This window comes from Micrococcus sp. CH7 (assembly GCF_001595485.1).
GTDB classification, from domain to species: Bacteria; Actinomycetota; Actinomycetes; order Actinomycetales; family Micrococcaceae; genus Micrococcus; species Micrococcus luteus.
Genome location: NZ_LOSQ01000044.1, coordinates 49860 through 70040, shown reverse-complemented (window position 1 = coordinate 70040; position 20181 = coordinate 49860). Strand labels below are relative to the sequence as shown.

Annotated in this window: 21 protein-coding genes; 13 read left to right on the top strand and 8 right to left on the bottom strand. The window is 72.5% G+C overall.

Annotation, left to right across the window (positions count from 1 at the left end; all coding sequences use genetic code 11):
• Window positions 1-15: 15 nt before the first annotated feature.
• The 6 genes from pcaG to AUV08_RS10775 all read right to left on the bottom strand — a co-directional run bounded on the left by pcaG (window position 16) and on the right by AUV08_RS10775 (window position 5576).
• Window positions 16-663 carry a protocatechuate 3,4-dioxygenase subunit alpha gene (gene pcaG, locus AUV08_RS10800; RefSeq protein WP_020625037.1) on the bottom strand — a complete coding sequence of 216 codons (648 nt, stop codon included), beginning with the start codon at window positions 661-663 and terminating at the stop codon, window positions 16-18.
• Window positions 663-1472, bottom strand: a complete 810-nt coding sequence (pcaH, locus tag AUV08_RS10795) for a protocatechuate 3,4-dioxygenase subunit beta (protein ID WP_196489408.1) — start codon at window positions 1470-1472, stop codon at window positions 663-665. Before pcaH ends, pcaG begins: the two co-directional genes overlap by 1 nt.
• A gap of 45 nt (window positions 1473-1517) precedes the next feature.
• The gene (locus AUV08_RS10790) at window positions 1518-2726 is read right to left on the bottom strand and encodes a 4-hydroxybenzoate 3-monooxygenase (protein ID WP_036316631.1); all 1209 of its coding nucleotides are present in this window, start codon (window positions 2724-2726) and stop codon (window positions 1518-1520) included.
• 123 nt (window positions 2727-2849) lie between these two features.
• The gene (locus tag AUV08_RS10785) at window positions 2850-3638 is read right to left on the bottom strand and encodes an IclR family transcriptional regulator (RefSeq protein WP_036339040.1); all 789 of its coding nucleotides are present in this window, start codon (window positions 3636-3638) and stop codon (window positions 2850-2852) included.
• Window positions 3639-3660: 22 nt separating this feature from the next.
• Window positions 3661-4791 (bottom strand): histidinol-phosphate transaminase, encoded by a 1131-nt coding sequence (locus AUV08_RS10780; protein ID WP_170747826.1) that lies wholly within the window; start codon window positions 4789-4791, stop codon window positions 3661-3663.
• A gap of 56 nt (window positions 4792-4847) precedes the next feature.
• Window positions 4848-5576, bottom strand: a complete 729-nt coding sequence (locus AUV08_RS10775) for an IclR family transcriptional regulator (protein WP_020624880.1) — start codon at window positions 5574-5576, stop codon at window positions 4848-4850.
• A gap of 198 nt (window positions 5577-5774) precedes the next feature.
• Here AUV08_RS10775 and AUV08_RS10770 point away from each other — a divergent pair, with 198 nt between their 5' ends.
• Entirely contained in the window at window positions 5775-7688 is a 1914-nt protein-coding gene (locus AUV08_RS10770) for an FAD-binding monooxygenase (protein ID WP_060973454.1), read from the top strand.
• Between the two features lie 30 nt (window positions 7689-7718).
• Here AUV08_RS10770 and AUV08_RS10765 read toward each other — a convergent pair whose 3' ends face one another.
• Both AUV08_RS10765 and AUV08_RS10760 read right to left on the bottom strand, forming a co-directional pair.
• Window positions 7719-9218: a hypothetical protein gene (locus AUV08_RS10765; RefSeq protein ID WP_223247474.1), complete on the bottom strand. Its 1500-nt coding sequence runs from the start codon at window positions 9216-9218 to the stop codon at window positions 7719-7721.
• A gap of 29 nt (window positions 9219-9247) precedes the next feature.
• Window positions 9248-9685 (bottom strand): hypothetical protein, encoded by a 438-nt coding sequence (locus tag AUV08_RS10760; RefSeq protein ID WP_041102602.1) that lies wholly within the window; start codon window positions 9683-9685, stop codon window positions 9248-9250.
• A 259-nt stretch (window positions 9686-9944) separates the two neighbouring features.
• Between AUV08_RS10760 and paaA the strand changes: the two genes are divergently transcribed.
• The 12 genes from paaA to AUV08_RS10705 all read left to right on the top strand — a co-directional run bounded on the left by paaA (window position 9945) and on the right by AUV08_RS10705 (window position 20171).
• The gene (gene paaA / locus AUV08_RS10755) at window positions 9945-10952 is read left to right on the top strand and encodes a 1,2-phenylacetyl-CoA epoxidase subunit PaaA (RefSeq protein ID WP_041102601.1); all 1008 of its coding nucleotides are present in this window, start codon (window positions 9945-9947) and stop codon (window positions 10950-10952) included.
• Window positions 10953-10955: 3 nt separating this feature from the next.
• A complete protein-coding gene (paaB, locus tag AUV08_RS10750; protein WP_020624884.1) occupies window positions 10956-11258 on the top strand; it encodes a 1,2-phenylacetyl-CoA epoxidase subunit PaaB in 303 nt (100 codons plus the stop codon).
• Window positions 11255-12088 carry a 1,2-phenylacetyl-CoA epoxidase subunit PaaC gene (gene paaC, locus AUV08_RS10745; protein ID WP_041102600.1) on the top strand — a complete coding sequence of 278 codons (834 nt, stop codon included), beginning with the start codon at window positions 11255-11257 and terminating at the stop codon, window positions 12086-12088. Before paaB ends, paaC begins: the two co-directional genes overlap by 4 nt.
• A complete protein-coding gene (paaD, locus tag AUV08_RS10740; RefSeq protein ID WP_061866840.1) occupies window positions 12085-12594 on the top strand; it encodes a 1,2-phenylacetyl-CoA epoxidase subunit PaaD in 510 nt (169 codons plus the stop codon). Before paaC ends, paaD begins: the two co-directional genes overlap by 4 nt.
• Window positions 12594-13763 carry a 1,2-phenylacetyl-CoA epoxidase subunit PaaE gene (paaE, locus tag AUV08_RS10735; RefSeq protein WP_061866839.1) on the top strand — a complete coding sequence of 390 codons (1170 nt, stop codon included), beginning with the start codon at window positions 12594-12596 and terminating at the stop codon, window positions 13761-13763. Before paaD ends, paaE begins: the two co-directional genes overlap by 1 nt.
• Before the next feature lie 31 nt (window positions 13764-13794).
• The gene (locus AUV08_RS10730) at window positions 13795-14580 is read left to right on the top strand and encodes an enoyl-CoA hydratase/isomerase family protein (RefSeq protein ID WP_061866838.1); all 786 of its coding nucleotides are present in this window, start codon (window positions 13795-13797) and stop codon (window positions 14578-14580) included.
• A gap of 231 nt (window positions 14581-14811) precedes the next feature.
• A complete protein-coding gene (locus AUV08_RS10725; RefSeq protein WP_061866837.1) occupies window positions 14812-16170 on the top strand; it encodes an MFS transporter in 1359 nt (452 codons plus the stop codon).
• A 353-nt stretch (window positions 16171-16523) separates the two neighbouring features.
• A complete protein-coding gene (locus AUV08_RS10720; RefSeq protein ID WP_060973845.1) occupies window positions 16524-17741 on the top strand; it encodes a thiolase family protein in 1218 nt (405 codons plus the stop codon).
• 4 nt (window positions 17742-17745) lie between these two features.
• The gene (locus AUV08_RS10715) at window positions 17746-18531 is read left to right on the top strand and encodes an enoyl-CoA hydratase/isomerase family protein (protein ID WP_061866836.1); all 786 of its coding nucleotides are present in this window, start codon (window positions 17746-17748) and stop codon (window positions 18529-18531) included.
• A gap of 8 nt (window positions 18532-18539) precedes the next feature.
• A complete protein-coding gene (locus AUV08_RS10710; protein ID WP_061866835.1) occupies window positions 18540-19427 on the top strand; it encodes a 3-hydroxyacyl-CoA dehydrogenase family protein in 888 nt (295 codons plus the stop codon).
• A gap of 121 nt (window positions 19428-19548) precedes the next feature.
• Window positions 19549-19677 carry a hypothetical protein gene (locus AUV08_RS12330; RefSeq protein ID WP_255354980.1) on the top strand — a complete coding sequence of 43 codons (129 nt, stop codon included), beginning with the start codon at window positions 19549-19551 and terminating at the stop codon, window positions 19675-19677.
• The gene (locus AUV08_RS10705) at window positions 19677-20171 is read left to right on the top strand and encodes an SRPBCC family protein (protein ID WP_061866834.1); all 495 of its coding nucleotides are present in this window, start codon (window positions 19677-19679) and stop codon (window positions 20169-20171) included. Before AUV08_RS12330 ends, AUV08_RS10705 begins: the two co-directional genes overlap by 1 nt.
• Window positions 20172-20181: the final 10 nt, after the last annotated feature.

Genomic DNA, 20181 nt, shown 5'->3' with positions numbered 1-20181 from the left:
CGGCCGAGGCCGGCGTCAGTCGAGCTCGGGGTACTCGATGCCGGGGAACTGCAGGAACACGGTCTCCTTCGGTGCGTGCTCCCCGGGGCCCTGGATCCAGATGTCGAACTCGAGCGAGCCGTCGTCGTTCCGGGTGCCGATCAGGGTGCGACGGCGGTCCTCGTCGAGGGAGGTCAGGAACGCGTCCTGCACGATCGCCTCGGCGTCCTCGGGCAGGTACACGCGGGTGTGCAGCTTGTTCAGCAGGCCGCGGGCGAACACGACGACGTGGATGAACCGGGCGCGGTCCTCGTTCACCACGCCGGGCTCCACGGTGGAGAAGGTGTAGCGGCCCGCGTTGTCCACGGCGCAGCGGCCCCAGCCGGTGAAGGTGAAGCCGTCCTGGACGAGGGAGCCGTCCTCCTGCGAGATGACGCCCTCGGCGTCGGCCTGCCAGATCTCGATCATGGCGTCCGGGATCGGATCGCCGTTGCCGTCGTAGACGGTGCCGAACAGGCGCATCGCGTCCGCGCGGCCCGCGGGGACCAGCTGGTGGCCGTCGCGCCACGGCAGGTGGACCTGCTCGTAGCCGTTCGCGTAGCCGAAGAACGGGCCGATGGTCTGGCCCGGGGTGGGGACCAGCCTCCCGTCGGCGGTGCGCTCGGTGGTCTCGTCGATCCGCATCAGTGATCGCCCTCCTCGTCTTCCATCCAGGTGCGGTGGCTGCCCGTGAGCACGATGTCCCACCAGTAGCCGGTGTTCCACTCGTGGCTGGTCACCGAGTGGTCGTAGGTGGCCACGAGCCGGTCGCGGGCGGCCTGGTCCGTGATGCCCTGGTAGATCGGGTCCAGCGGGAACAGCGGATCGCCCGGGAAGTACATCTGGGTGATCATGCGCTGCGTGAAGTCCGTGCCGAACAGGGAGAAGTGGATGTGCGCCGGGCGCCACGCGTTGCGGTGGTTCTTCCACGGGTACGGGGCCGGCTTGATGGTGGTGAACTCGTAGGTCCCGTCCGCGCCGGTCAGTGTGCGGCCGATGCCCGTGAAGTTCGGGTCCAGCGGCGCGGGGTGCTGGTCCCGCTTGTGCACGTAGCGGCCGGCCGCGTTGGCCTGCCAGATCTCCACCAGCTGGTGGCGCACGGGGCGGCCGTCGTCGTCGAGCACGCGGCCGCGCACCTTGATGCGCTCGCCGATCGGCTCGCCGTTCTGGCCGACGGTCAGGTCCGCCTCGAGCGGGTGCACGTCGCGGTGGCCGAAGGCCGGGGACCACAGCTCCACGGTCTCGGGGTCGGCGTGCACGAGCGACTTGGTGGGGTGGCGGAACACCGACGAGCGATAGGGCGGGAAGTCGAGCCGCGGCTGGGTCTCGCCCTGGGCCTGGGCATGGACGGCCGCGATCTCTTCACTGATCTGCCCCTGCGAGTCGCGGGTGGCGGCTGGATCGAGCACGTGGGCGCTGTCGAACGTGTCGTCGTCCTTGGCCTGGGCGGCGATGCTCACGTCGGCTCCTTTCTCTGCGGGGTCGGGGATCGGTCGGGCTCAGGCGGAGGGCCAGCCGGTGTACTGCTCGGCGAGGAACTGCCGTCCGTAACGGGACTGGACCACGTTGCGGAGCTCACCGCGCACGCGCATGTCCTCGAACTCCGAGGCGTCCGGGCGGGCGTGGAGCATGGTGGTCATCCAGTAGGAGAAGTTCTGGTCCTTCCACACGCGGGTCAGCGCCGTCTCCGAGTAGGCGTCGAGCAGGTCGCGCGAGCCCGTGGCGGCCCACGACTCGAGCGCCTCGGCCAGGACGCGCACGTCCGCGAAGGCGAGGTTCAGGCCCTTCGCCCCGGTGGGCGGGACGGTGTGTCCGGCGTCGCCGGCGAGGAAGACGTTGCGGTGACTCAGCGGTGTGCGCACATAGGAGCGGAAGCCGAGCACCGTCTTGTCGATGATGGGGCCGGTCTTGAGGGTGAAGCCGTCCGGGCCGGCCACGATGCGCTGCAGCCGGTCCCAGATCCGGTCGTCGGACCAGTCCTCCACGCGGGTCGAGGGGTCGCACTGGAAGTACATGCGCTGCACGGTCTCCGAGCGCTGCGAGATCAGGCCGAAGCCATGCTCGGAGCGGGCGTAGATCAGCTCAGGCGAGGACTTGGGCGCCTCGGCGAGGATGCCGAACCAGGCGAAGGGGTACGCGTGGAAGTGGTCCTCGCCCTCGGTGTCGCGCTGGAGGGCCTTGCGGACGGTGGAACGCGAGCCGTCCGCGCCCACGAGGATGTCGCAGCGCAGTTCCTCGACCGGCCCCTCCTCGCCAGCGGCCACGGAGCGGAACCGGACGCCGGGGGTGTCCGAGTCGACGTCGAGCACCTCGAGCACCTCGGTCTCGAAGCGGACGTCGCCGCCGTCGCGCCGCCGCGCCGCGGCGAGGTCGACGAAGACCTCGTTCTGCGCGTACAGGGTGACCGTGGCACCCACGAGCTCCGGGAAGTCCAGGGCATGCGACTCGCCGTCGAAGCGCAGGATGATGCCGCGGTGCTCGTCGCCCACCGTCCTCACCCGGCCGTCGACGCCCATGTCCGTCAGCATCTCCACGCTGGGCTGCTCGAGGATGCCCGCGCGGTGGGTGTGCGCAATGGTCTCGGGGTCACGGGACTCGAGGACGACGTTGTCGATCCCCTGCCGCGCGAGCAGGTGGGAGAGCATCAGGCCGGCGGGCCCGCCGCCGACGATGCCGACGCGGGTGCGGGTCACGGGGGGCTGGGTCATGGCGTCCTTTCCGGGGGACGTCACCGGTCGGGCCGGGCGGGTCGGGCCGCGCGGCCGGGGCCGGCGGCGGAGGTCCCGACCATCCTGTGGCGCAGGACACGGCCCGCGCCCGGCCGTTCTCACTCAGTGAGAATGGCCGCCGAGTCCGCGGGCGATCCCCCGGGCGGCCGTCATCAGCAGGGGCGGCACCCCCGGGGTGTACGGCGCCTCGCGGGGGACGACGACCCCGAGCGCGGCCGCCGCCACGCCGTCGGCCCCGCGGACCGGCACGGCGACCCCCCGGGACTCCTCGTCCAACGCGCCGTCCACGGCCGCGTACCCCTCCCGCCGCACATCCGCCAGAAGCGCTCGCAGCCGCGGCTCGCTGGGCGTGGCCACCCGCGCCCGCACGCCCGCGGGCACCGCACGCCCCGACTCGAGGGGATGGTGATCCACGACGGCGCCGAGCCGGTCCCGGTGCCGGGCGATGAACCGCTCCGCCGTCTCGACCGGGGCGTGGGCGAGCAGCACGAGTCCCAGGGCGGTGGTGAACGGCGGCAGCCGACCCGCGACGTCCGCCTGGTTCACCACGGCCCCCTGGGAGGAGAGCCGGGCGAGCACGAGGACGCCGTCGTCGTCGAGGACCGCGAGCTGCGTGTGCTGCCGCAGGACCGACTGCACGTCCACGAGGAACGGCATGGCCGTCCGGGCCAGGGACATGCTCGGCGCGCTCCGGGAGGCCATCTCCCACAGCCGCAGGCCGGGCCGGACCACGCCGTCCTCGTCCTTCTGCAGCAGCTCGGCGCGCACCAGCCGGTCCACCCACCGATAGGCGGTGGCCAGGGGCAGCTCGGTGCGCCGGGCCAGGGCCGCCACGGTCAACACCGGACGCTCCGCGTCGAACGCGAAGCGGACCCGGATCAGCCGGTCCAACGTGCCGCTCGCGCCGGCCCGCTCACGTCAGGAAGTCGCGCGCGACCTCGAGGAAGCGGTCGTTGGCCTCCTTCTCGCCGATGCTCACGCGCACACCCTCGTCCGCGAACGCCCGGACGGACAGGGCCCGGGCCTGGGCGGCCTCGGCGAAGGCCTGCGTGCGCTCGCCGAGCGGCAGCCACACGAAGTTGGCCTGCGAGGAGGGCAGGTCCCAGCCAGCCTCGGCCAGGGCGGCGGCGACGCGCTCGCGCTCGTCGACGACGACCTGCACGCGCTCGAGGACCTCGTCCAGGTGCTCGAGCGAGGCGATCGCGGCCTCCTCGGCCACCGTGGACACCGCGAACGGGGTGGCCACGGTGCGCAGGGCCTTGGTGATCTCCGGCTGCGAGACCGAGTAGCCCACGCGCAGGTTGGCCAGGCCGTGCGCCTTCGAGAAGGTGCGCAGCACGACGACGTTCGCGTGCTTGCGGTACATCTCCAGACCCTTGACCGCGTCCTCGTCGCGGACGAACTCCACGTACGCCTCGTCGACGACCACGAGGATGTGCGCGGGCACGCGCGCCAGGAAGTCCTCGACCTCGGCGGTCGTGAGCACGGGGCCGGTCGGGTTGTTGGGGGTGCAGAGCAGGATCACGCGGGTCCGCTCCGTGATCGCCTCCAGCATGGCCGGCAGGTCGTGGCGGTGGTCCGCGGTGAGCGGCACCTGCACGTCCACGGCACCGGCGGTGCGGACCACGATCGGGTAGGCCTCGAAGGAGCGCCACGCGAAGATCACCTCGTCGCCCTCCCCGGCCTCGCCGTGGCCGGCGAAGGCGGTGATGACCTGGGCCAGGGCGCCGAGGGAGCCGGCACCGGTCACGACGTCGTCCGCCGGGACGTCCAGGTGCGCGGCCAGGGCCTGGCGCAGGCCGGTGGAGAGGGTGTCCGGGTAGCGGCAGAGGGTGCTGGGCGCGCCCTCCGGGCCGGTCACGACCTGACGCACCCGGTCGATCACGCCGGGCACGGGCGCGTAGGGGTTCTCGTTCGAGGAGAGCTTGTAGGGGTGCAGGCCCGGGACGGCGACCGGCGGCTTGCCGGCGGCGTACGGCGGCAGCATGCCGACCTTCTTGTGGGGCGCGACCACGGCGGGCGTCTGCTGTGCGTCATCAGTCATGGCCACCAGGGTAATGCGGGCTGCGGACGCCGTGAGCGGCACCACGGGACCCGGGCTCAGGCTGCGCCGAAGGCGACGGCGACGGCCCGGGCCGCCTCACCGAGCCGGTCCCCGAGGCGCGCCGGGTCCTCCGGCCGCGTCGCGTAGACCACGGCGAGGGCGGCGGGCAGCTGGCCCGGGACCCGCAGCGGCACGGCCACCGAGGAGACGCCGGTGATGACCTCGTCGGAGCTGACGGCCCAGCCGCGCTCCCGCACGTCGTCGAGCTCGGGTCGCTCGGGCGGGGCCTCGCCGGGCAGCCGCGCCCACTCCTGTCCGGTCAGGGCGACGGCGATCGCCATCCCCGGCGCACCGACCCCGAGGGGGTGCCGGGTCCCCGGCCGCTGCGTGACGAGGTTGCCGCTGGGCGGCTCGGCCGTGGCCAGGGTGAGGCAGTGGGCCCCGTCCCACACCACCAGGAACGCGGTCATGCCCAGGTCGGTGGAGACGGCGGTCAGGTGCGGCATGGCCGCCGCGCGCAGATCCTGCTCCACCCGGCGGGCGAGGACGGCCAGGCCGGGGGCGGCGTGGACGCGGCCGAGGCCGTCGCGGCGCAGCAGGCCGTGGGCCTCGAAGGTGCGCAGCATGCGGTAGGCGACCGAGCGATGGACGCCCAGGCCGTCGGCGAGGTCGGCGATGGTGGGCGGCTCGGGCGCCTCCACGACGGTCTCGAGCAGGGTGAGCGCGCGGGAGAGCGTCTGGGAGGGTGCGCCCTCCCGGACCGGGCCGCCGTCGTGCTCCGCCATCCGTGCTCCTCGCCTCGCGTGCCGGACGTGACGCGCCCGGGGCGTGGTCGGCCCGCGCACCGGTTGTGAACCCTGTCACGTCCGCGTACAGTCTGGCACACATGTGTTCCCAGGGGGAACACCGTGTTCTCTGAGAGAACACGCCGTCGGGTGGCACGCGCGCCGCGCAGCGACATCCCCCGCAGCGAAAGGACCCCCATGCTCTTCCACCACCACGGCTATGTCTCCACGAACCCGCGCGTCCAGGTGGCGGCCGGCATCGGCCTGGACCGCCCCGCCGAGCTGCCGGACGAGATGGACGTGCTGATCGTCGGCTCCGGCCCGGCCGGCATGATCGCCGCCGCCCAGCTCGCGATGTTCCCGGACGTCCACACCCGCATCATCGAGCGCCGCCCCCACCGCCTCGAGATCGGCCAGGCGGACGGCATCCAGGCCCGCTCCGTGGAGACCTTCCAGGCCTTCGGCTTCGCGAGCGAGATCATCGACGAGGCCTTCGACCTGACCTCCATGGCGTTCTGGAACCCGGCCGAGGACGACGCGGACACGATCGTGCGCACCTCGCTGGCCGAGGACGACCCGGAGGGCGTCTCCGAGTTCCCGCACCTGATCGTGAACCAGGCCCGCATCCTGGACTGGTTCGCCGAGTACATGAAGAACTCCCCCACCCGTGCGCGGCCGGACTACGGCTGGGCGTTCGAGACCCTCGAGGACACGAACGACGGCGAGCACCCCGTGCTCGTGACCCTGCGCCGCACCGTGGACGCCCAGGGCAACGCCCTCGAGGACCCCGCCTCGGGACCAACCCGCCAGGTGCGCGCCAAGTACGTGGTGGGCGCGGACGGCGCGGGCTCTCGCGTCCGCAAGGCGATCGGCCACACCCTGACCGGCGACGCCGCGAACCACGCGTGGGGCGTCATGGACGCGCTGGCCGACACGGACTTCCCGGACATCCGCACCAAGTGCGCGATCCACTCGTCCAGCGGCTCGATCCTCCTGATCCCCCGCGAAGGCGGGCACCTGTTCCGCATGTACGTGGACCTCGGCGAGGTCCCGGCGGACGACAACCACAAGGTGCGCCAGACCCCGCTCGAGGAGATCATCCGCCGGGCCCAGCAGATCCTGCGCCCCTACACGCTGGACGTGAAGGAGGTCGCCTGGCATTCGGTGTACGAGGTGGGCCACCGCCTCACCTCGGGCTTCGACAACCGCGAGCGCGTGGCCCACCCCAACGTGTTCCTGCTCGGCGACGCCTGTCACACCCACTCCGCGAAGGCCGGCCAGGGCATGAACGTGTCCATGCAGGACGGCTGGAACCTCGGCTGGAAGCTGGGCCAGGTGCTCTCCGGGATGGCCCCGGTCGAGCTCGTGCCGACCTACTCGGAGGAGCGCAAGGAGATCGCCAAGAACCTGATCGACTTCGACAAGGAGTGGTCGACGCTCATGGCCAAGCCCACCTCCGAGCTGGGCGACCCGAACGAGGTGGCCGAGTTCTACACGAAGACCGCCGAGTTCCCGGCCGGCTTCATGACGGAGTACCAACCCTCCCTCCTCACCACGGACGCCACCGGTCAGGCGCTGGCGCAGGGCTACCCCATCGGCAAGCGCTTCAAGTCGGGGCTGGTGGAGCGCTCGTGCGACACCAACGTGAAGCACCTGGGCCACCTGCACCGCGCGGACGGCCGCTGGCGCGTCTACGTGTTCGCCGACACCGCCTCCCCGCGCGCCGAGGATTCGAAGGTCGCGGCGTGGGCGAAGGCGATCGTGGAGGACCCGCGGTCCTTCCGCAACCGCCACACCCCGTCGGACGGACCGGAAGACGCCCGCTTCGACATCAAGGTCGTGTACCAGCAGAAGCAGACCGAGTTCGCCCACCCGGACGTGCCGTCGATCTTCCGGCCGACCACCGGCCCCCTCGGCCTGCACGACCTGAACAACATCTTCGCCACGTGTCAGCCCAAGCACGGCGAGGACATCTTCGAGGCCCGCGGCATCAGCCGTGACGGCGCCGTCGTCGTGGTCCGCCCAGACCAGTACGTCTCCGGCGTCTTCGGCCTGGACGAGGTCGACCGCCTGAACGCGTTCTTCGCGGGCGTGCTGCTCGACGCGAACTGAGCAGGTGGCGGGCGCCCCCCGCCGGTGCGCTCACCGGGATCCCGGGGGCAGGTGGTCCCGCTCGGGCGGCGTGCGGCGCAGGCGCACCGCCCGGCTCGAGGCCACGGTGCCGGCGGTCAGCCCGGCCAACGCGGCGGAGAGCCCGGCGACCTCCGCCCGGGATGCGGGCTCGGCGGTCTCGAACTGCCGGATCAGGTCCACCTGGGCGTCGAAGGCGTGGGCGGCGCCCAGGTCGTCCTCGGCCGCCAGCGGAGACGTGGGCCGGAAGCCACCCCCGGGCGCATCCCACCCGTGTCCGGCCGGGTGGAAGACCACCTCGGCCCGGCGCGCCGAGACGGGGGCGGGCGCCCCGTCCGCGGCGACGGCCAGGTCCCCGTCCGAGGAGAACTCCAGCACCTCGGTCCGTCCGGTCTCCACCGCGTTGCCGGACGGTGCCGCGACCGTCATGACGCCGGCCACGGGGTACACGGACGTGAAGTCCTCGCGCCCGGCCAGGTTGACGGCGTGCACCCCGCCCTGGGAGTAGCCGGCCAGGACGAGCGGGGCGCCGTGCGGGACGCCGGCCGCCTCGAGCGCCGCCCGCACCGCCGGGGCCGTGACCTCGGACTCGGAGCCGAGGGCGTCCAGCAGCCCGCCGGCGTCCCACGGGTCGGTCGACTCGGGATCCGGGATCAGGCCGCCGCGGGTGCCCGGCAGGCCCACCACCCAGGCGCGGCTCCCGTTCTCTCGCACCACCTCCGTGACCGTGAGGTCCCCGTCCCCCTCCTCACGCGGGATGAGCGAGGCCAGCCCCGTGGCCGAGCCGTCCAGCAGGGCGGGCGCCGTCGGCCGGTCCTGCGGCGCCCCGTGCGGGGTCACCGCGCCCCGGGGCGCCGCACCGGCGAGGGTCAGGGCGTCCGCCGCCACGGTCCATGCCTCGTCCGGGGAGACCCGCAGCGCCTCGGTGAGGTCCGACGCGGCATCCGTCCCCTTCTTCGCCGCGGAGGAGACGGGCCGCTTCAGCACGCGCTTCTGCGCCCTCGTCAGCATCTTCACGTCGATCCGCGCCAGCGCCGCGAGCAGGGGGAACCCGGCGGCCGCGAGCATGGCGGCCACGATGGCCTCGGGCACCGCCTGGACGACGTCCTGCACGAGCCGCTCCGCCTCGCGGGTGGTGAGGCCGTCATGGCCGTCCCGCCAGAGCAGCGCCGGCAGCTCCTCCAGGGAGGCGTCCTCGGCGGCCATGATGCCGGCCGCCGCGCGCTCGGCCTCCTCGTAGCGGGCCGCCGCGGAGAGCAGGTCACGGTGCAGCTCGGCGCACTGCTCCGACAGGCTCCGCACCCGGCCGACCGCCTCCGCCAGCCGGTCCTGCAGCAGGGCGGCGGAGGCGAGCCACGCGGCCGACCGGCCCAGCCCGAAGGCGGCCGCGTCGACCTGCCACGAGGCTCCGGCCGCCTCTTCGGCGGCGTGCTCGTGCCGGCCGGCCACGACGCGCATCTCCTCGGCCTCCGCGTAGATCGAGCCCGGGCCGCCGTGCGTGCTGAAGGCCACCGCCCCCGGGCTCGCACCCCGCCCGCCGGTCATGCCGCCACCGCCAGCGAGCGCAGGACGGCCAGCGCGGTCTCCTCGGCCGCCCGCTGCCGGGCCTCCGCGTTCCGGCGCGCGTCCTCGGCGTCCCGCTCGGCGGTGGCCCGCAGGGCGAGCCACTCCCCGGCCTCCCGTTCGAGCTCCGCCGCCAGGGTCGCCGCCCGCCGGACGGCCTCCCCATAGGCGCCGGCGGCCTCCCCGCGCCATGCCGTGTGCATCGCCGAGCGCACGTCCGTGGCGGCGCTGACCAGCCCGCCCAGCGCCGTGCGCAGCTGCGTCTGGGCCGCGGCGAGGTCGGCGAGGGCCTGCTCGGCGGCCTCCCGCTCGCGCCGGGCGGGGTCGGCCCACGCGGCCAGGCGGGCGGCGTCGTCGTCGAGTCCGACGGCCCGCAGGGCCGTGGCGATCTGCTGAGGTCCGATGAGGGGTGACATGCGGCCACCGTAGGGAGGACCCGGGTCCCGCGACCGCGGCGAGGGACGATCCGGGGATGGGGGACGCCGTCGGGACGCCTGTGCAGGAGAGAACCGTCCCGCACCGTCCCGACGGCCGCATCGCACCCGGGCCCCGCATGCCCCGGCGTGTTGACCGAGGTCACACCCTGGCCTATCCTGAACGAGCGGTCAGTAATTCGGTGCGCCCCGGTGCGCCCTGACCACGGAACCAGCCCGCACTCAGCGTGAGGTGATCCCCATGACGCAGACCAGCTCCCCCCAGCACCTGGCCTCCGTCCCGTCCCCCGAGGATGCGGCCGGCCAGGAGAACTTCGATCGCCTGATCGCGGAGGACTCGCGCATCGAGCCCCGCGACTGGATGCCCGAGGCGTACCGCAAGTCCCTGACCCGCCAGGTCTCCCAGCACGCGCACTCCGAGATCATCGGCATGCAGCCGGAGGCCAACTGGATCACCCGCGCCCCCTCCCTGAAGCGCAAGGCGATCCTCATGGCCAAGGTCCAGGACGAGGCCGGCCACGGCCTGTACCTGTACTCCGCCGCCGAGACCCTCGGCACCCCGCGGGACGAGCTGAACGAGCAGCTGCTCTCCGGCCGCGCGAAGTACTCCTCGATCTTCAACTACCCGGCCCGCACCTGGGCGGACATGGGCGCGATCGGCTGGCTCGTCGACGGCGCCGCGATCTGCAACCAGGTGCCGCTGTGCCGCGCCTCCTACGGCCCGTACGGCCGCGCGATGGTGCGCATCTGCAAGGAGGAGTCGTTCCACCAGCGCCAGGGCTGGGAGATCCTCTACGAGCTCTCGCACGGCACCCCGGAGCAGAAGCAGATGGCCCAGGACGCCGTGAACCGCTTCTACGGCCCGGCCCTGCAGATGTTCGGCCCGCCGGACGAGGACTCCCCCAACTCCCGCCAGTCCATGGCGTGGAAGGTCAAGCGCTTCTCCAACGACGACCTGCGCCAGCGCTTCGTGGACATGATCGTCCCGCAGGCCGAGGCCCTCGGCCTCACCCTGCCGGACCCGGACCTGAAGTGGAACGAGGAGCGCGGCCACTACGACTTCGGCGAGCTGGACTGGGACGAGTTCATGTCCGTGATCAAGGGCGACGGCCCCATGAACACCCAGCGCATGGCCCGCCGCATCCAGGCCCACGAGGACGGCGCCTGGGTCCGCGAGGCCGCCGCCGCCTACGCCCGCCGCCAGGCCGAGCAGAACGCGCCGGCCGAGACCCACCTGATCGGAGCCTGACCCATGAGCGAGACCACCGCCGCCTCCCACGCCTGGCCCCTGTGGGAGGTCTTCGTCCGCGCCAACCGCGGCCTCTCCCACGTGCACGCCGGCTCGCTGCACGCCCCGGACGCCACCCTGGCGCTGCGCAACGCGCGTGACCTGTACACCCGCCGCAACGAGGGCACCTCCGTGTGGGTCGTCCCGGCCGAGGCCATCGCGGCCTCCGACCCGGACTCCAAGGGCGGCTTCTTCGAGTCCGCGCAGGGCAAGTCCTACCGTCACGCCACCTACTACCAGCAGTCCGAGGGGGTGCCGCACCTGTGAGCTTCGCGACCAACGACTCCGCCACGAGGCACTCCGCCGGCGTGGCCATCACCGCCGAGGAGATCGCGGCCGGCGAGCAGAAGGCGAGCGACGACGTCGCCCGCTACGCCCTCGCCCTCGGTGACGACGCCCTGATGCTCGGCCAGCGCCTGTCCTGGTGGATCTCGCGCGCCCCGGAGCTCGAGGAGGACATCGCCCTGGGCAACATCGCCCTGGACCTCGTGGGCCACGCCCGCTTCCTCCTCTCCTACGCCGGCACCGCGTGGGGCAAGACCGAGGACGAGCTCGCGTACTTCCGCGACGAGGAGGAGTTCCGCTCCGTCCGCCTCGTGGAGGCCGAGAACGGCGACTTCGCCAAGACGATCGCCCGCCAGCTGTACTACTCGTTCTACTCGTACGAGCTGTACACCCGCCTGCGCGAGTCGGCCGACCCCACGCTCGCCGCCATCGCGGACAAGGCCCTCAAGGAGGTCCTGTACCACCAGGACCACGCCGCCCTGTGGCTGCAGCGCCTGGGCCTGGGCACCGAGGAGTCGAAGCGCCGCATGCAGCGCGGCCTGGACGAGCTGTGGCCCTACGTGGCCGAGCTCTTCCACGACGACGACGTCGTCCGCGCCCTCGCCGAGCAGGGCGTCGCCGTGCTGCCGTCCTCGCTCGAGGAGCCGACGATGACCCGCATCCGCGCGGCCATCGAGGAGGCCGGCCTGACCGTCCCGACGACGGGCACCGCCCGCGGCGGCGACCGTTCCGGTGCCATGAGCGAGTACCGCGGGTACATCCTCGCGGAGATGCAGTCCCTGGCGCGCCGTCACCCGGGAGCGACCTGGTGACCACCGCCAGCGAGCTGCGCCCCGCCGATCCCGCCGACGCGCGGGTCTGGGATGCGGCCTCCACCGTGCACGACCCGGAGATCCCCGTGCTGTCCATCGCGGACCTCGGGATCCTCCGGGAGGCACGGGCCGATGGCGAGAGGGCCGTCGTCGTCATCACGCCCACCTATTCCGGCTGTCCCGCCATGGACACCATCACCACGGACGTCAGCCGCGCGCTCGAGCGCGCCGGGTTCCCCGACGCCGAGGTGCGCCTGGTGCTCCAGCCGGCGTGGACCACGGACTGGATGACGGACGAGGGCAAGGCCAAGCTCAACGAGTACGGCATCGCCCCGCCCGTCGCGCGCACCACGGACGGCCCGGTCAGGATCGGCATGGCCGTGAAGTGCCCGCGCTGCCACTCCCTGAACACCCGCGAGATCACCCGCTTCGGCTCCACCTCCTGCAAGGCCCTCTACACCTGCCGGGAGTGCCTCGAGCCCTTCGACTACTTCAAGGTGCACTGATGACCGAGACCACCGACGTCCCCACCACCGGCAAGCGCCGCGCCACGTTCAACACCCTCGAGGTGTCCGAGCTGCGCCGCCTGACCGACGACTCCGTGGAGATCACCTTCGCGGTGCCCGAGGAGCTCGCCGACGACTACGACTACGTGCCGGGCCAGTACGTGGCCCTGCGCAAGGAGCTCGACGGCGCCGAGGTGCGCCGCTCCTACTCGATCTGCGCCGTCCCGAAGCGCGGCGAGATCCGCGTGGCCGTGAAGAAGGACATCGGCGGCAAGTTCTCCACGTGGGCCAACGAGAGCCTCGAGGTCGGCGAGAAGATCGACGTGATGAACCCGCAGGGCGCGTTCACGTCCCGCACGCACGTCACCTCTCTCAACGACGCCCAGAAGGTGGCGGCGGAGAAGGTCGCGGAGAAGAAGGACACGCACCTGGTGGCGTTCGCGGCCGGCTCGGGCATCACCCCGATCATGGCGATCGCCAAGGCCGTGCTCGCGGCCTCCGAGACCTCGCGCTTCGACCTGGTCTACGCGAACCGCTCCGCCATGGACGTGATGTTCGCCGAGGAGATCGGCGACCTCAAGGACAAGTACCCGGCCCGGTTCACGGTGCACCACGTGCTCTCCCGCGAGCAGCGCGTGTCCCCGCTGCTCTCCGGCCGCATCGACGAGGACAAGCTCACCACCCTCCTGGACCGCGTGATCGACGTGGAGGGCACCGACGAGTGGTTCCTCTGCGGCCCGTTCGAGCTCGTGCAGCTCACGCGTGAGACGCTCGCCGCCCGCGGCGTGTCCGAGGACGACGTGCGCTTCGAGCTGTTCACCACCGGCCGTCCGGAGAACCCGCAGGGCCACTCCGGACGTGTCGTCGAGGTGGACCCGAAGGGCGACAACGTGACCATCGAGTTCAACCTCGACGGCCTCACCGCCAAGGTCGAGTCCCCCAAGTCCGCCCACGAGACCGTCCTCAACGCGGCGCTGCGCGTCCGCTCGGACGTGCCCTTCGCGTGCGCCGGCGGCGTGTGCGGCACCTGCCGCGCCAAGGTCGTCGACGGCGCGTACGAGATGGACGAGAACTATGCGCTCGAGAAGGACGAGGTGGAGAAGGGCTACGTGCTCACGTGCCAGACCCGCCCGACCTCCGACTCGATCACGCTGGACTTCGACGCCTGAGCGCCCGCCCACGAGACCGAAGGAGCCCCCGATGATCGAGATCACCGTCGAGAACGGCGTCGCCGAGATCGTGCTGGACGCCCCCCAGAGGATGAACGCCCTGGACGAGGCCGCGCTGGCCGAACTCCAGGCCGCCTACGAGCGGGCCGCCGCCGGCGTCGAGTCCGGCGAGGTCCGGGCCGTGCTGCTGCGCGGCGAGGGCCGCGGCTTCTGCGCGGGCCGCGACATCTCCGCCGTGGTCCCGGCCGAGGACGACGCCACCGCCTACCTGCGGGACAGGGTCACCCCGGTGCTGCGGGCCATGTCCGCGATCCCGGTCCCCACCTTCGCGGCGGTGCAGGGCGCCTGCCTGGGTGTGGGCCTGGGCCTCGCGATCGCCACGGACGTGGTGTACGTGGCCGAGGACGCGAAGATCGGCTCGCCGTTCGCGAACCTCGGGGCCACCCTGGACTCCGGCGGCCACTGGCTGTTCACCGAGCGCCTGGGCGCGCACCGCACCCTGGACCTGATCTACACGGCCGAGCTCCTCTCGGGCGTCGAGGCCGTCCAGGCCGGGCTGTTCTCCCGGGCCCTGCCCGCGGACGAGCTGCTCGAGTTCACCCGTGCGAAGGTCGCCCAGGTGGCCTCCGGCGCGACCCTCGCGTTCCGCGCGTCGAAGGAGCTCGTGGCCCAGGTCCGCGACCGGCGCGTGGGCCTGTGGGAGTCCCTCGACGCGGAGAACATCGCCCAGGGCGAGCTCTGCGGCACCGCCGACTACGCCGAGGGCTTCCATGCCTTCCAGGAGAAGCGGAAGCCGGAGTTCACCGGCCGCGGCTGAGCCGCCGCACCCCGCCACCGACGACGGCGCCGCACCCTTCGCACGAGGGGCGCGGCGCCGTCGTCGTCCCGGCTACGCCGCGTCACATTCCCGTCATCAGCCTGGATCGTGGCGTAAGTCACATGGGATCGTATACGGTGACGGGTGTCACTTCCCGACCGATCGGTCGGGTGCCACACCGTCCCGCCGCCGTCTCACGGTCGGCCGCCGCACCGCATCCCAGGAGCACCCATGAGCCACACCGTCGCATCCCCCGCGGCGACCGCCCCCGCGCGCGATCGCCGCGAGGAGCGCAAGGTCATCGCCGGCACCGTCGTCGGCACCACCATCGAGTGGTACGACTTCTTCATCTTCGCCCAGGCCACCGCACTCGTCTTCGCCGCCCTCTTCTTCCAGCCGATGGGCGAGAGCGGCTCCCAGATCGCCGCGTGGGCCACCCTCGGCATCTCCTTCCTCATCCGCCCGCTCGGCGCGATCGTCGCCGGCCACCTCGGCGACCGCTTCGGCCGCAAGTTCGTCCTTTCCCTCACGCTGATCGGCATGGGCCTGGCCACCACCCTCATCGGCCTGCTGCCCACCTACGCCCAGATCGGTGTGTGGGCCCCGATCCTGCTCGTCGTGCTGCGCCTGCTGCAGGGCCTGTCCGCCGGCGGCGAGTGGGGCGGCGCGGCGCTACTGTCCGTGGAGCACGCCCCCCACGGCAAGCGCGGCCTGTTCGGCTCCGCCCCGCAGATCGGCGTGCCGCTGGGCATGATCCTGGCCACCGGTGTGCTGTTCATCGTGCGCTCCACCATGTCCGAGGAGCAGTTCCTCACCTGGGGCTGGCGCATCCCGTTCCTGATCTCCGTGGTGCTCATCGTCGTCGGCTACCTGATCCGCAAGGCCGTCGAGGAGTCCCCGGTCTTCAAGGAGATGCAGCAGCTCAAGGTGGACGAGTCCGCCCCGCTGGGCGAGCTCTTCCGGCACCACACCAAGGAGGTCATCCTCGCCGCCGTGATCTTCGCCGCGAACAATGGCGTCGGCTACCTGCTCATCGCGTGGTTCTCGAAGTACGGCGGTCCGAAGGGCCTGGGCATGACCTCCTCCGAGGTGCTCATCGCGAGCCTCGTCGGCGGCGTCGGCTGGTTCATCTTCACCCTGCTCGGCGGCTGGGTCTCGGACAAGATCGGCCGCAAGCTGACCTTCGTCCTCGGCTACGGGTTCCTGATCGTCTGGGCCTTCCCGCTGTTCGGGCTGCTGAACACCGCGTCTCTGCCGCTGTTCTCGCTGGGCCTGTTCGTCCTGACCCTCGGCCTGGGTCCGTCCTACGGTCCGCAGTCGGCGATGTACGCCGAGATGTTCCCGGCCCGCGTCCGCTTCTCCGGCGTCTCCATCGGCTACGCGCTCGGCACCATCATCGGCGGCGCCTTCGCCCCGCTGCTCGCCGACCAGCTCGTGAAGACCGGCTGGGAGAACGTGGCCTGGTACATCATCGTGATCTCCGCGATCTCGCTCATCGCCGTCCTGTTCGTCCCCAAGGGCATCCAGGACCGCGAGCTGCACGACGAGCAGGTCGTCGCCACCCGCTCCCACCCGGTGGTCCCGGCCTGATCCGGGCCGCCTGACGGGCTTCGCCCGTCCCCACCCCACGACGACGGCGCGCCCTCCTCCGGAAGGGCGCGCCGTCGTCGTGCGGTGCGCGGGCCGGACCGGGCCGGCGCCGAGGCCCGCAGACACGCCGCCACGTCGGGGACGAAACGGCGCGTCTGCGGGCCTCCGTGCGGGGTGCGCCGGGTCAGACGCTGATCGACGTGGCCTCGGCGCGGCCGCCCGGCCCCGTCTCCGCCCCGTCACACCCCGCCCCCGCAGTTGACCCCCGTCACACCGGCCCGGGATACTGAACCTGAACGCACGGTCGGTAATTCGCCGCGCCCGCCTCGTCGTCGGTCACTCAAGGAGTCTCCATGTCCGCACAGTCCCAGGCCCTGCTCGTCGGCGGTCGCCGCACGCCCGTCGGCAAGTACGGCGGCGCCCTCTCCTCCGTCCGCCCCGACGACCTCGCCGCCCTGACCATCAAGGCCGTGATCGAGGACGCCGGCATCGACCCGTCGGTCGTGGACGACGTCATCCTCGGCAACGCCAACGGCGCCGGCGAGGAGAACCGCAACGTCGCCCGCATGGCCTGGCTGCTGGCCGGCTTCCCGGACACCGTCCCGGGCATCACCGTGAACCGCCTCTGCGCCTCGGGCATGTCCGCGATCGGCATCGCCACCGCGATGGTGCGCTCCGGGATGGCCGACGTCGTCGTGGCCGGAGGCGTGGAGTCGATGTCCCGCGCCCCCTGGGTGATGGAGAAGCCGACGACGGCGTTCGCCAAGCCCGGCGCGGCCTTCGACACCGCGATCGGCTGGCGCTTCGTGAACCCGCGCTTCGCGGACGGCGAGTTCGGGGAGAAGTTCACCTTCTCCATGCCGGAGACCGCCGAGGAGGTCGGCGAGGTGGACGGCATCACCCGCGAGAACGCCGACGCCTTCGCCGCCCGCTCGCACGAGCGTGCGCTGGCCGCCATCGAGGCCGGCCGCTTCGCGGACGAGATCGTGCCCGTCGTCGTCACGGGCCGCAAGGGCGCCGAGACGATCGTGGACACGGACGAGGGCCCCCGTCCCGGCTCCACCCCCGAGGTGCTCGCCGGCCTGCGCCCGATCATCAAGAAGGACGGCGTGGTCACCGCCGGCAACTCCTCCTCCCTCAACGACGGCGCCTCGGCGATCCTCGTCGTCTCCGAGCGGGCCGCGCAGAAGTACGGCCTGACCCCGCGCGCCCGCGTCGTGGAGTTCACCTCGGCGGGCCTGGCCCCCGAGATCATGGGCCTGGGCCCCGTCCCGGCCACCGAGAAGGCCCTCGCGCGCTCCGGCTGGTCCGTGGCGGACCTGGGCGCCGTCGAGCTCAACGAGGCCTTCGCCACCCAGTCCCTGGCCTCGATGCGGCGCCTCGGCCTGGACCCGGAGACCGTCAACGCCGACGGCGGCGCGATCGCCCTGGGCCATCCGCTGGGCTCCTCGGGGTCGCGTCTCGTGGTCACGCTGCTCGGTCGGATGGAGCGTGAGGGCGCGGACAGGGGCCTGGCCACGATGTGCGTGGGCGTGGGCCAGGGCTCCGCGATGCTCGTCGAGAGGGTCTGAGCAGATGACCGGCTTCAGCCACTTCACGGCACTGCGCGTCGAGGAGCGCGAGGACCGCGTCCACGCGCGCATGGACCGCCCGGGCGTGCGCAACGCGATCGACCAGACCATGGTCGACGAGTTCCACGAGCTCTGCACCCACCTCGAACGCGAGCCGAAGATCCTGATCATCTCGGGCACGCAGGTGGAGTCGACGCGCGAGCCGGGGACGTTCTCCGGCATCTTCGCCTCCGGCGCGGACATCGGACAGCTGCGCGAGCGCCGCCGCGACGACGCCCTGCGCGGCGTGAACTCGCAGGTCTTCGACCGCATCCACCGGCTGCCCATGCCCGTGATCGCGGCGATCGACGGCTTCGCCCTGGGCGGCGGCGCGGAACTGGCCTACGCGGCCGACTTCCGCATCGCCACCCCGGCGCTGAAGATGGGCCAGCCCGAGACGAGCCTGGGGATCACCGCCGCTGCGGGCGCCCAGTGGCGGCTCAAGGAGCTGGTGGGTGAGCCGGTGGCCCTCGAGCTGCTGCTCGCCGGACGGATCCTGGACGCGCAGGAGGCCCTCGAGCTCAAGCTCGTCACCGAGCTGCACGAGCCGGACGCCCTCCTCGACGCCGCCGACGCCCTCGCCGACCGCATCGCGCAGCAGGACCCGCTGGCGGTGCGGCTGTCCAAGCGCGTCTTCCACCTCCCTCGCGAGGCCCACCCCCACGTGGACGAGATCGCGCAGGCCATCCTGTTCGAGTCCGAGGCCAAGTTCGAGCGCATGCAGGCGTTCCTGGACCGCAAGAAGAAGTGAGGACTGACATGACCGATCAGCAGCACACCCCTGATACCGCGCCGTCCTCCGTGCCCGCCGTCGTCGGCGTCCTCGGCGGCGGCCGGATGGGTGGCGGCATCGCCCACGCGTTCCTCGTCTCCGGCTCGTCCGAGGTGGTCGTCGTCGAGCGCGACCCGCAGTCGGCCGAGGCCGCCAAGGGGCGCATCGAGGCCGACCTGGCCGCCTCCCTCGAGCGCGGCAAGATCGACGGCGACCTGGACGAGTGGGCGCAGCGCCTGACCGTCTCCGTGGACCGCGCCGACTTCGCCCGCTGCGACCTCGTGGTCGAGGCCGTGTTCGAGGACATGCAGGTGAAGATCGAGGCGCTCACCGACGTCGAGGCCCACCTGCGCGAGGACGCCTGGCTGGCCAGCAACACCTCCTCCCTGTCCATCGACGAGATCGCCACGCACCTGCAGCACCCCGAGCGCTTCTGCGGCCTGCACTACTTCAACCCGGTGCCCGCCTCGAAGCTCGTGGAGGTCGTGATCGGCGAGCAGACCGGTGCGGAGCTCCAGGCCCTGTCCACCGAGTGGGTCCGCGGGCTCGGCAAGACCCCCGTCGTCGTCAAGAACGCCCCGGGCTTCGCCTCGTCGCGCCTGGGCGTGGCGATCGCGCTCGAGGCCATCCGCATGGTCGAGGAGGGCGTGGCCTCCCCCGAGGACATCGACGCCGCCATGGTGCTCGGCTACAAGTTCCCGGTCGGCCCGCTGGCCCTGACCGACATCGTGGGCCTGGACGTGCGCCTGGGCATCGCGGAGTACCTCGAGTCCCAGCTGGGTGAGCGCTTCGCCCCGCCGCAGCTCATGCGAGACATGGTGGCCCGCGGCGAGCTCGGCCGGAAGTCCGGCAAGGGCTTCTTCGACTACCGCTGAGCCCCCGGGGCGAGCGCTTTCGAACGTGAGATAGGCCCTATCTCCCGTTCGAAAGCGCCCATTCCCCCGATATCACGTTCGAAAGTGCGGGGGCGGGGCGGGCGCGGCTAACGTGGCGGGCATGGACGAGCCCACGCTGCTGCGCACGGCCCTGCCCGTGGCGAACACGCCCGGCCATCACCTGGACCAGCGGCTCTGGCTCCCCCGCACCCGGCGCCCCGTGGACCCCGAGACCTTCGGCCGGGCCTGATGTCGGTCGACCGCCCCTTCCGCTTCACCCACCGCTGGGCCGTCCCCGCGGACGCCCGGTCCGTGCTGGCCCTGCTCGCCGACCCGGCCGGCTACCCACGCTGGTGGCCGGCCGTCCCGCGCGCCCGTCGCCTGGGCCCCGACCGCGCCGCCGTCCGGCTGCGGGGGTTCGTGCCGGTGCGTCTGACGATGGAGCGTCTCATCGACGACCGTGCCCGCGGCCTTCTGGTCGCGCGCCTGAGCGGGGACCTGACGGGCACCGTGCGGGTCACCGTCCACGACGACGGCGCCCCGGCCGGACACGCGCCGCGCTGCGTCGTGGCGTGGGAGCAGGAGGTGGTGCTGACCTCGCCGTGGATGCGCGCTGTGTCCCACGTGCCGGGCGCCCGCACCGCGATGGGCCTCAGCCACGCGGCCGCGATGCGCTCCGCGCGTCGAGCGCTCGGGGCGAAGGCCGTGCCGACCGCTGATCCCGCTCGAAGGGCTCGTCCATGACGGCCCGGCG

Excerpts from the sequence above, each read along its gene's own strand:
- paaA (WP_041102601.1), top strand. The coding sequence starts at position 9,945 with ATGACGCAGACCAGCTCCCCCCAGCACCTGGCCTCCGTCCCGTCCCCC.
- AUV08_RS10790 (WP_036316631.1), bottom strand. The coding sequence starts at position 2,726 with ATGACCCAGCCCCCCGTGACCCGCACCCGCGTCGGCATCGTCGGCGGC.
- AUV08_RS10780 (WP_170747826.1), bottom strand. The coding sequence starts at position 4,791 with ATGACTGATGACGCACAGCAGACGCCCGCCGTGGTCGCGCCCCACAAG.
- AUV08_RS10710 (WP_061866835.1), top strand. The coding sequence starts at position 18,540 with ATGACCGATCAGCAGCACACCCCTGATACCGCGCCGTCCTCCGTGCCC.
- pcaG (WP_020625037.1), bottom strand. The coding sequence starts at position 663 with ATGCGGATCGACGAGACCACCGAGCGCACCGCCGACGGGAGGCTGGTC.
- AUV08_RS12330 (WP_255354980.1), top strand. The coding sequence starts at position 19,549 with ATGGACGAGCCCACGCTGCTGCGCACGGCCCTGCCCGTGGCGAACACG.
- AUV08_RS10720 (WP_060973845.1), top strand. The coding sequence starts at position 16,524 with ATGTCCGCACAGTCCCAGGCCCTGCTCGTCGGCGGTCGCCGCACGCCC.
- paaB (WP_020624884.1), top strand. The coding sequence starts at position 10,956 with ATGAGCGAGACCACCGCCGCCTCCCACGCCTGGCCCCTGTGGGAGGTC.
- AUV08_RS10725 (WP_061866837.1), top strand. The coding sequence starts at position 14,812 with ATGAGCCACACCGTCGCATCCCCCGCGGCGACCGCCCCCGCGCGCGAT.
- AUV08_RS10715 (WP_061866836.1), top strand. The coding sequence starts at position 17,746 with ATGACCGGCTTCAGCCACTTCACGGCACTGCGCGTCGAGGAGCGCGAG.
- AUV08_RS10760 (WP_041102602.1), bottom strand. The coding sequence starts at position 9,685 with ATGTCACCCCTCATCGGACCTCAGCAGATCGCCACGGCCCTGCGGGCC.
- AUV08_RS10705 (WP_061866834.1), top strand. The coding sequence starts at position 19,677 with ATGTCGGTCGACCGCCCCTTCCGCTTCACCCACCGCTGGGCCGTCCCC.
- AUV08_RS10775 (WP_020624880.1), bottom strand. The coding sequence starts at position 5,576 with ATGGCGGAGCACGACGGCGGCCCGGTCCGGGAGGGCGCACCCTCCCAG.
- AUV08_RS10730 (WP_061866838.1), top strand. The coding sequence starts at position 13,795 with ATGATCGAGATCACCGTCGAGAACGGCGTCGCCGAGATCGTGCTGGAC.
- AUV08_RS10770 (WP_060973454.1), top strand. The coding sequence starts at position 5,775 with ATGCTCTTCCACCACCACGGCTATGTCTCCACGAACCCGCGCGTCCAG.
- paaE (WP_061866839.1), top strand. The coding sequence starts at position 12,594 with ATGACCGAGACCACCGACGTCCCCACCACCGGCAAGCGCCGCGCCACG.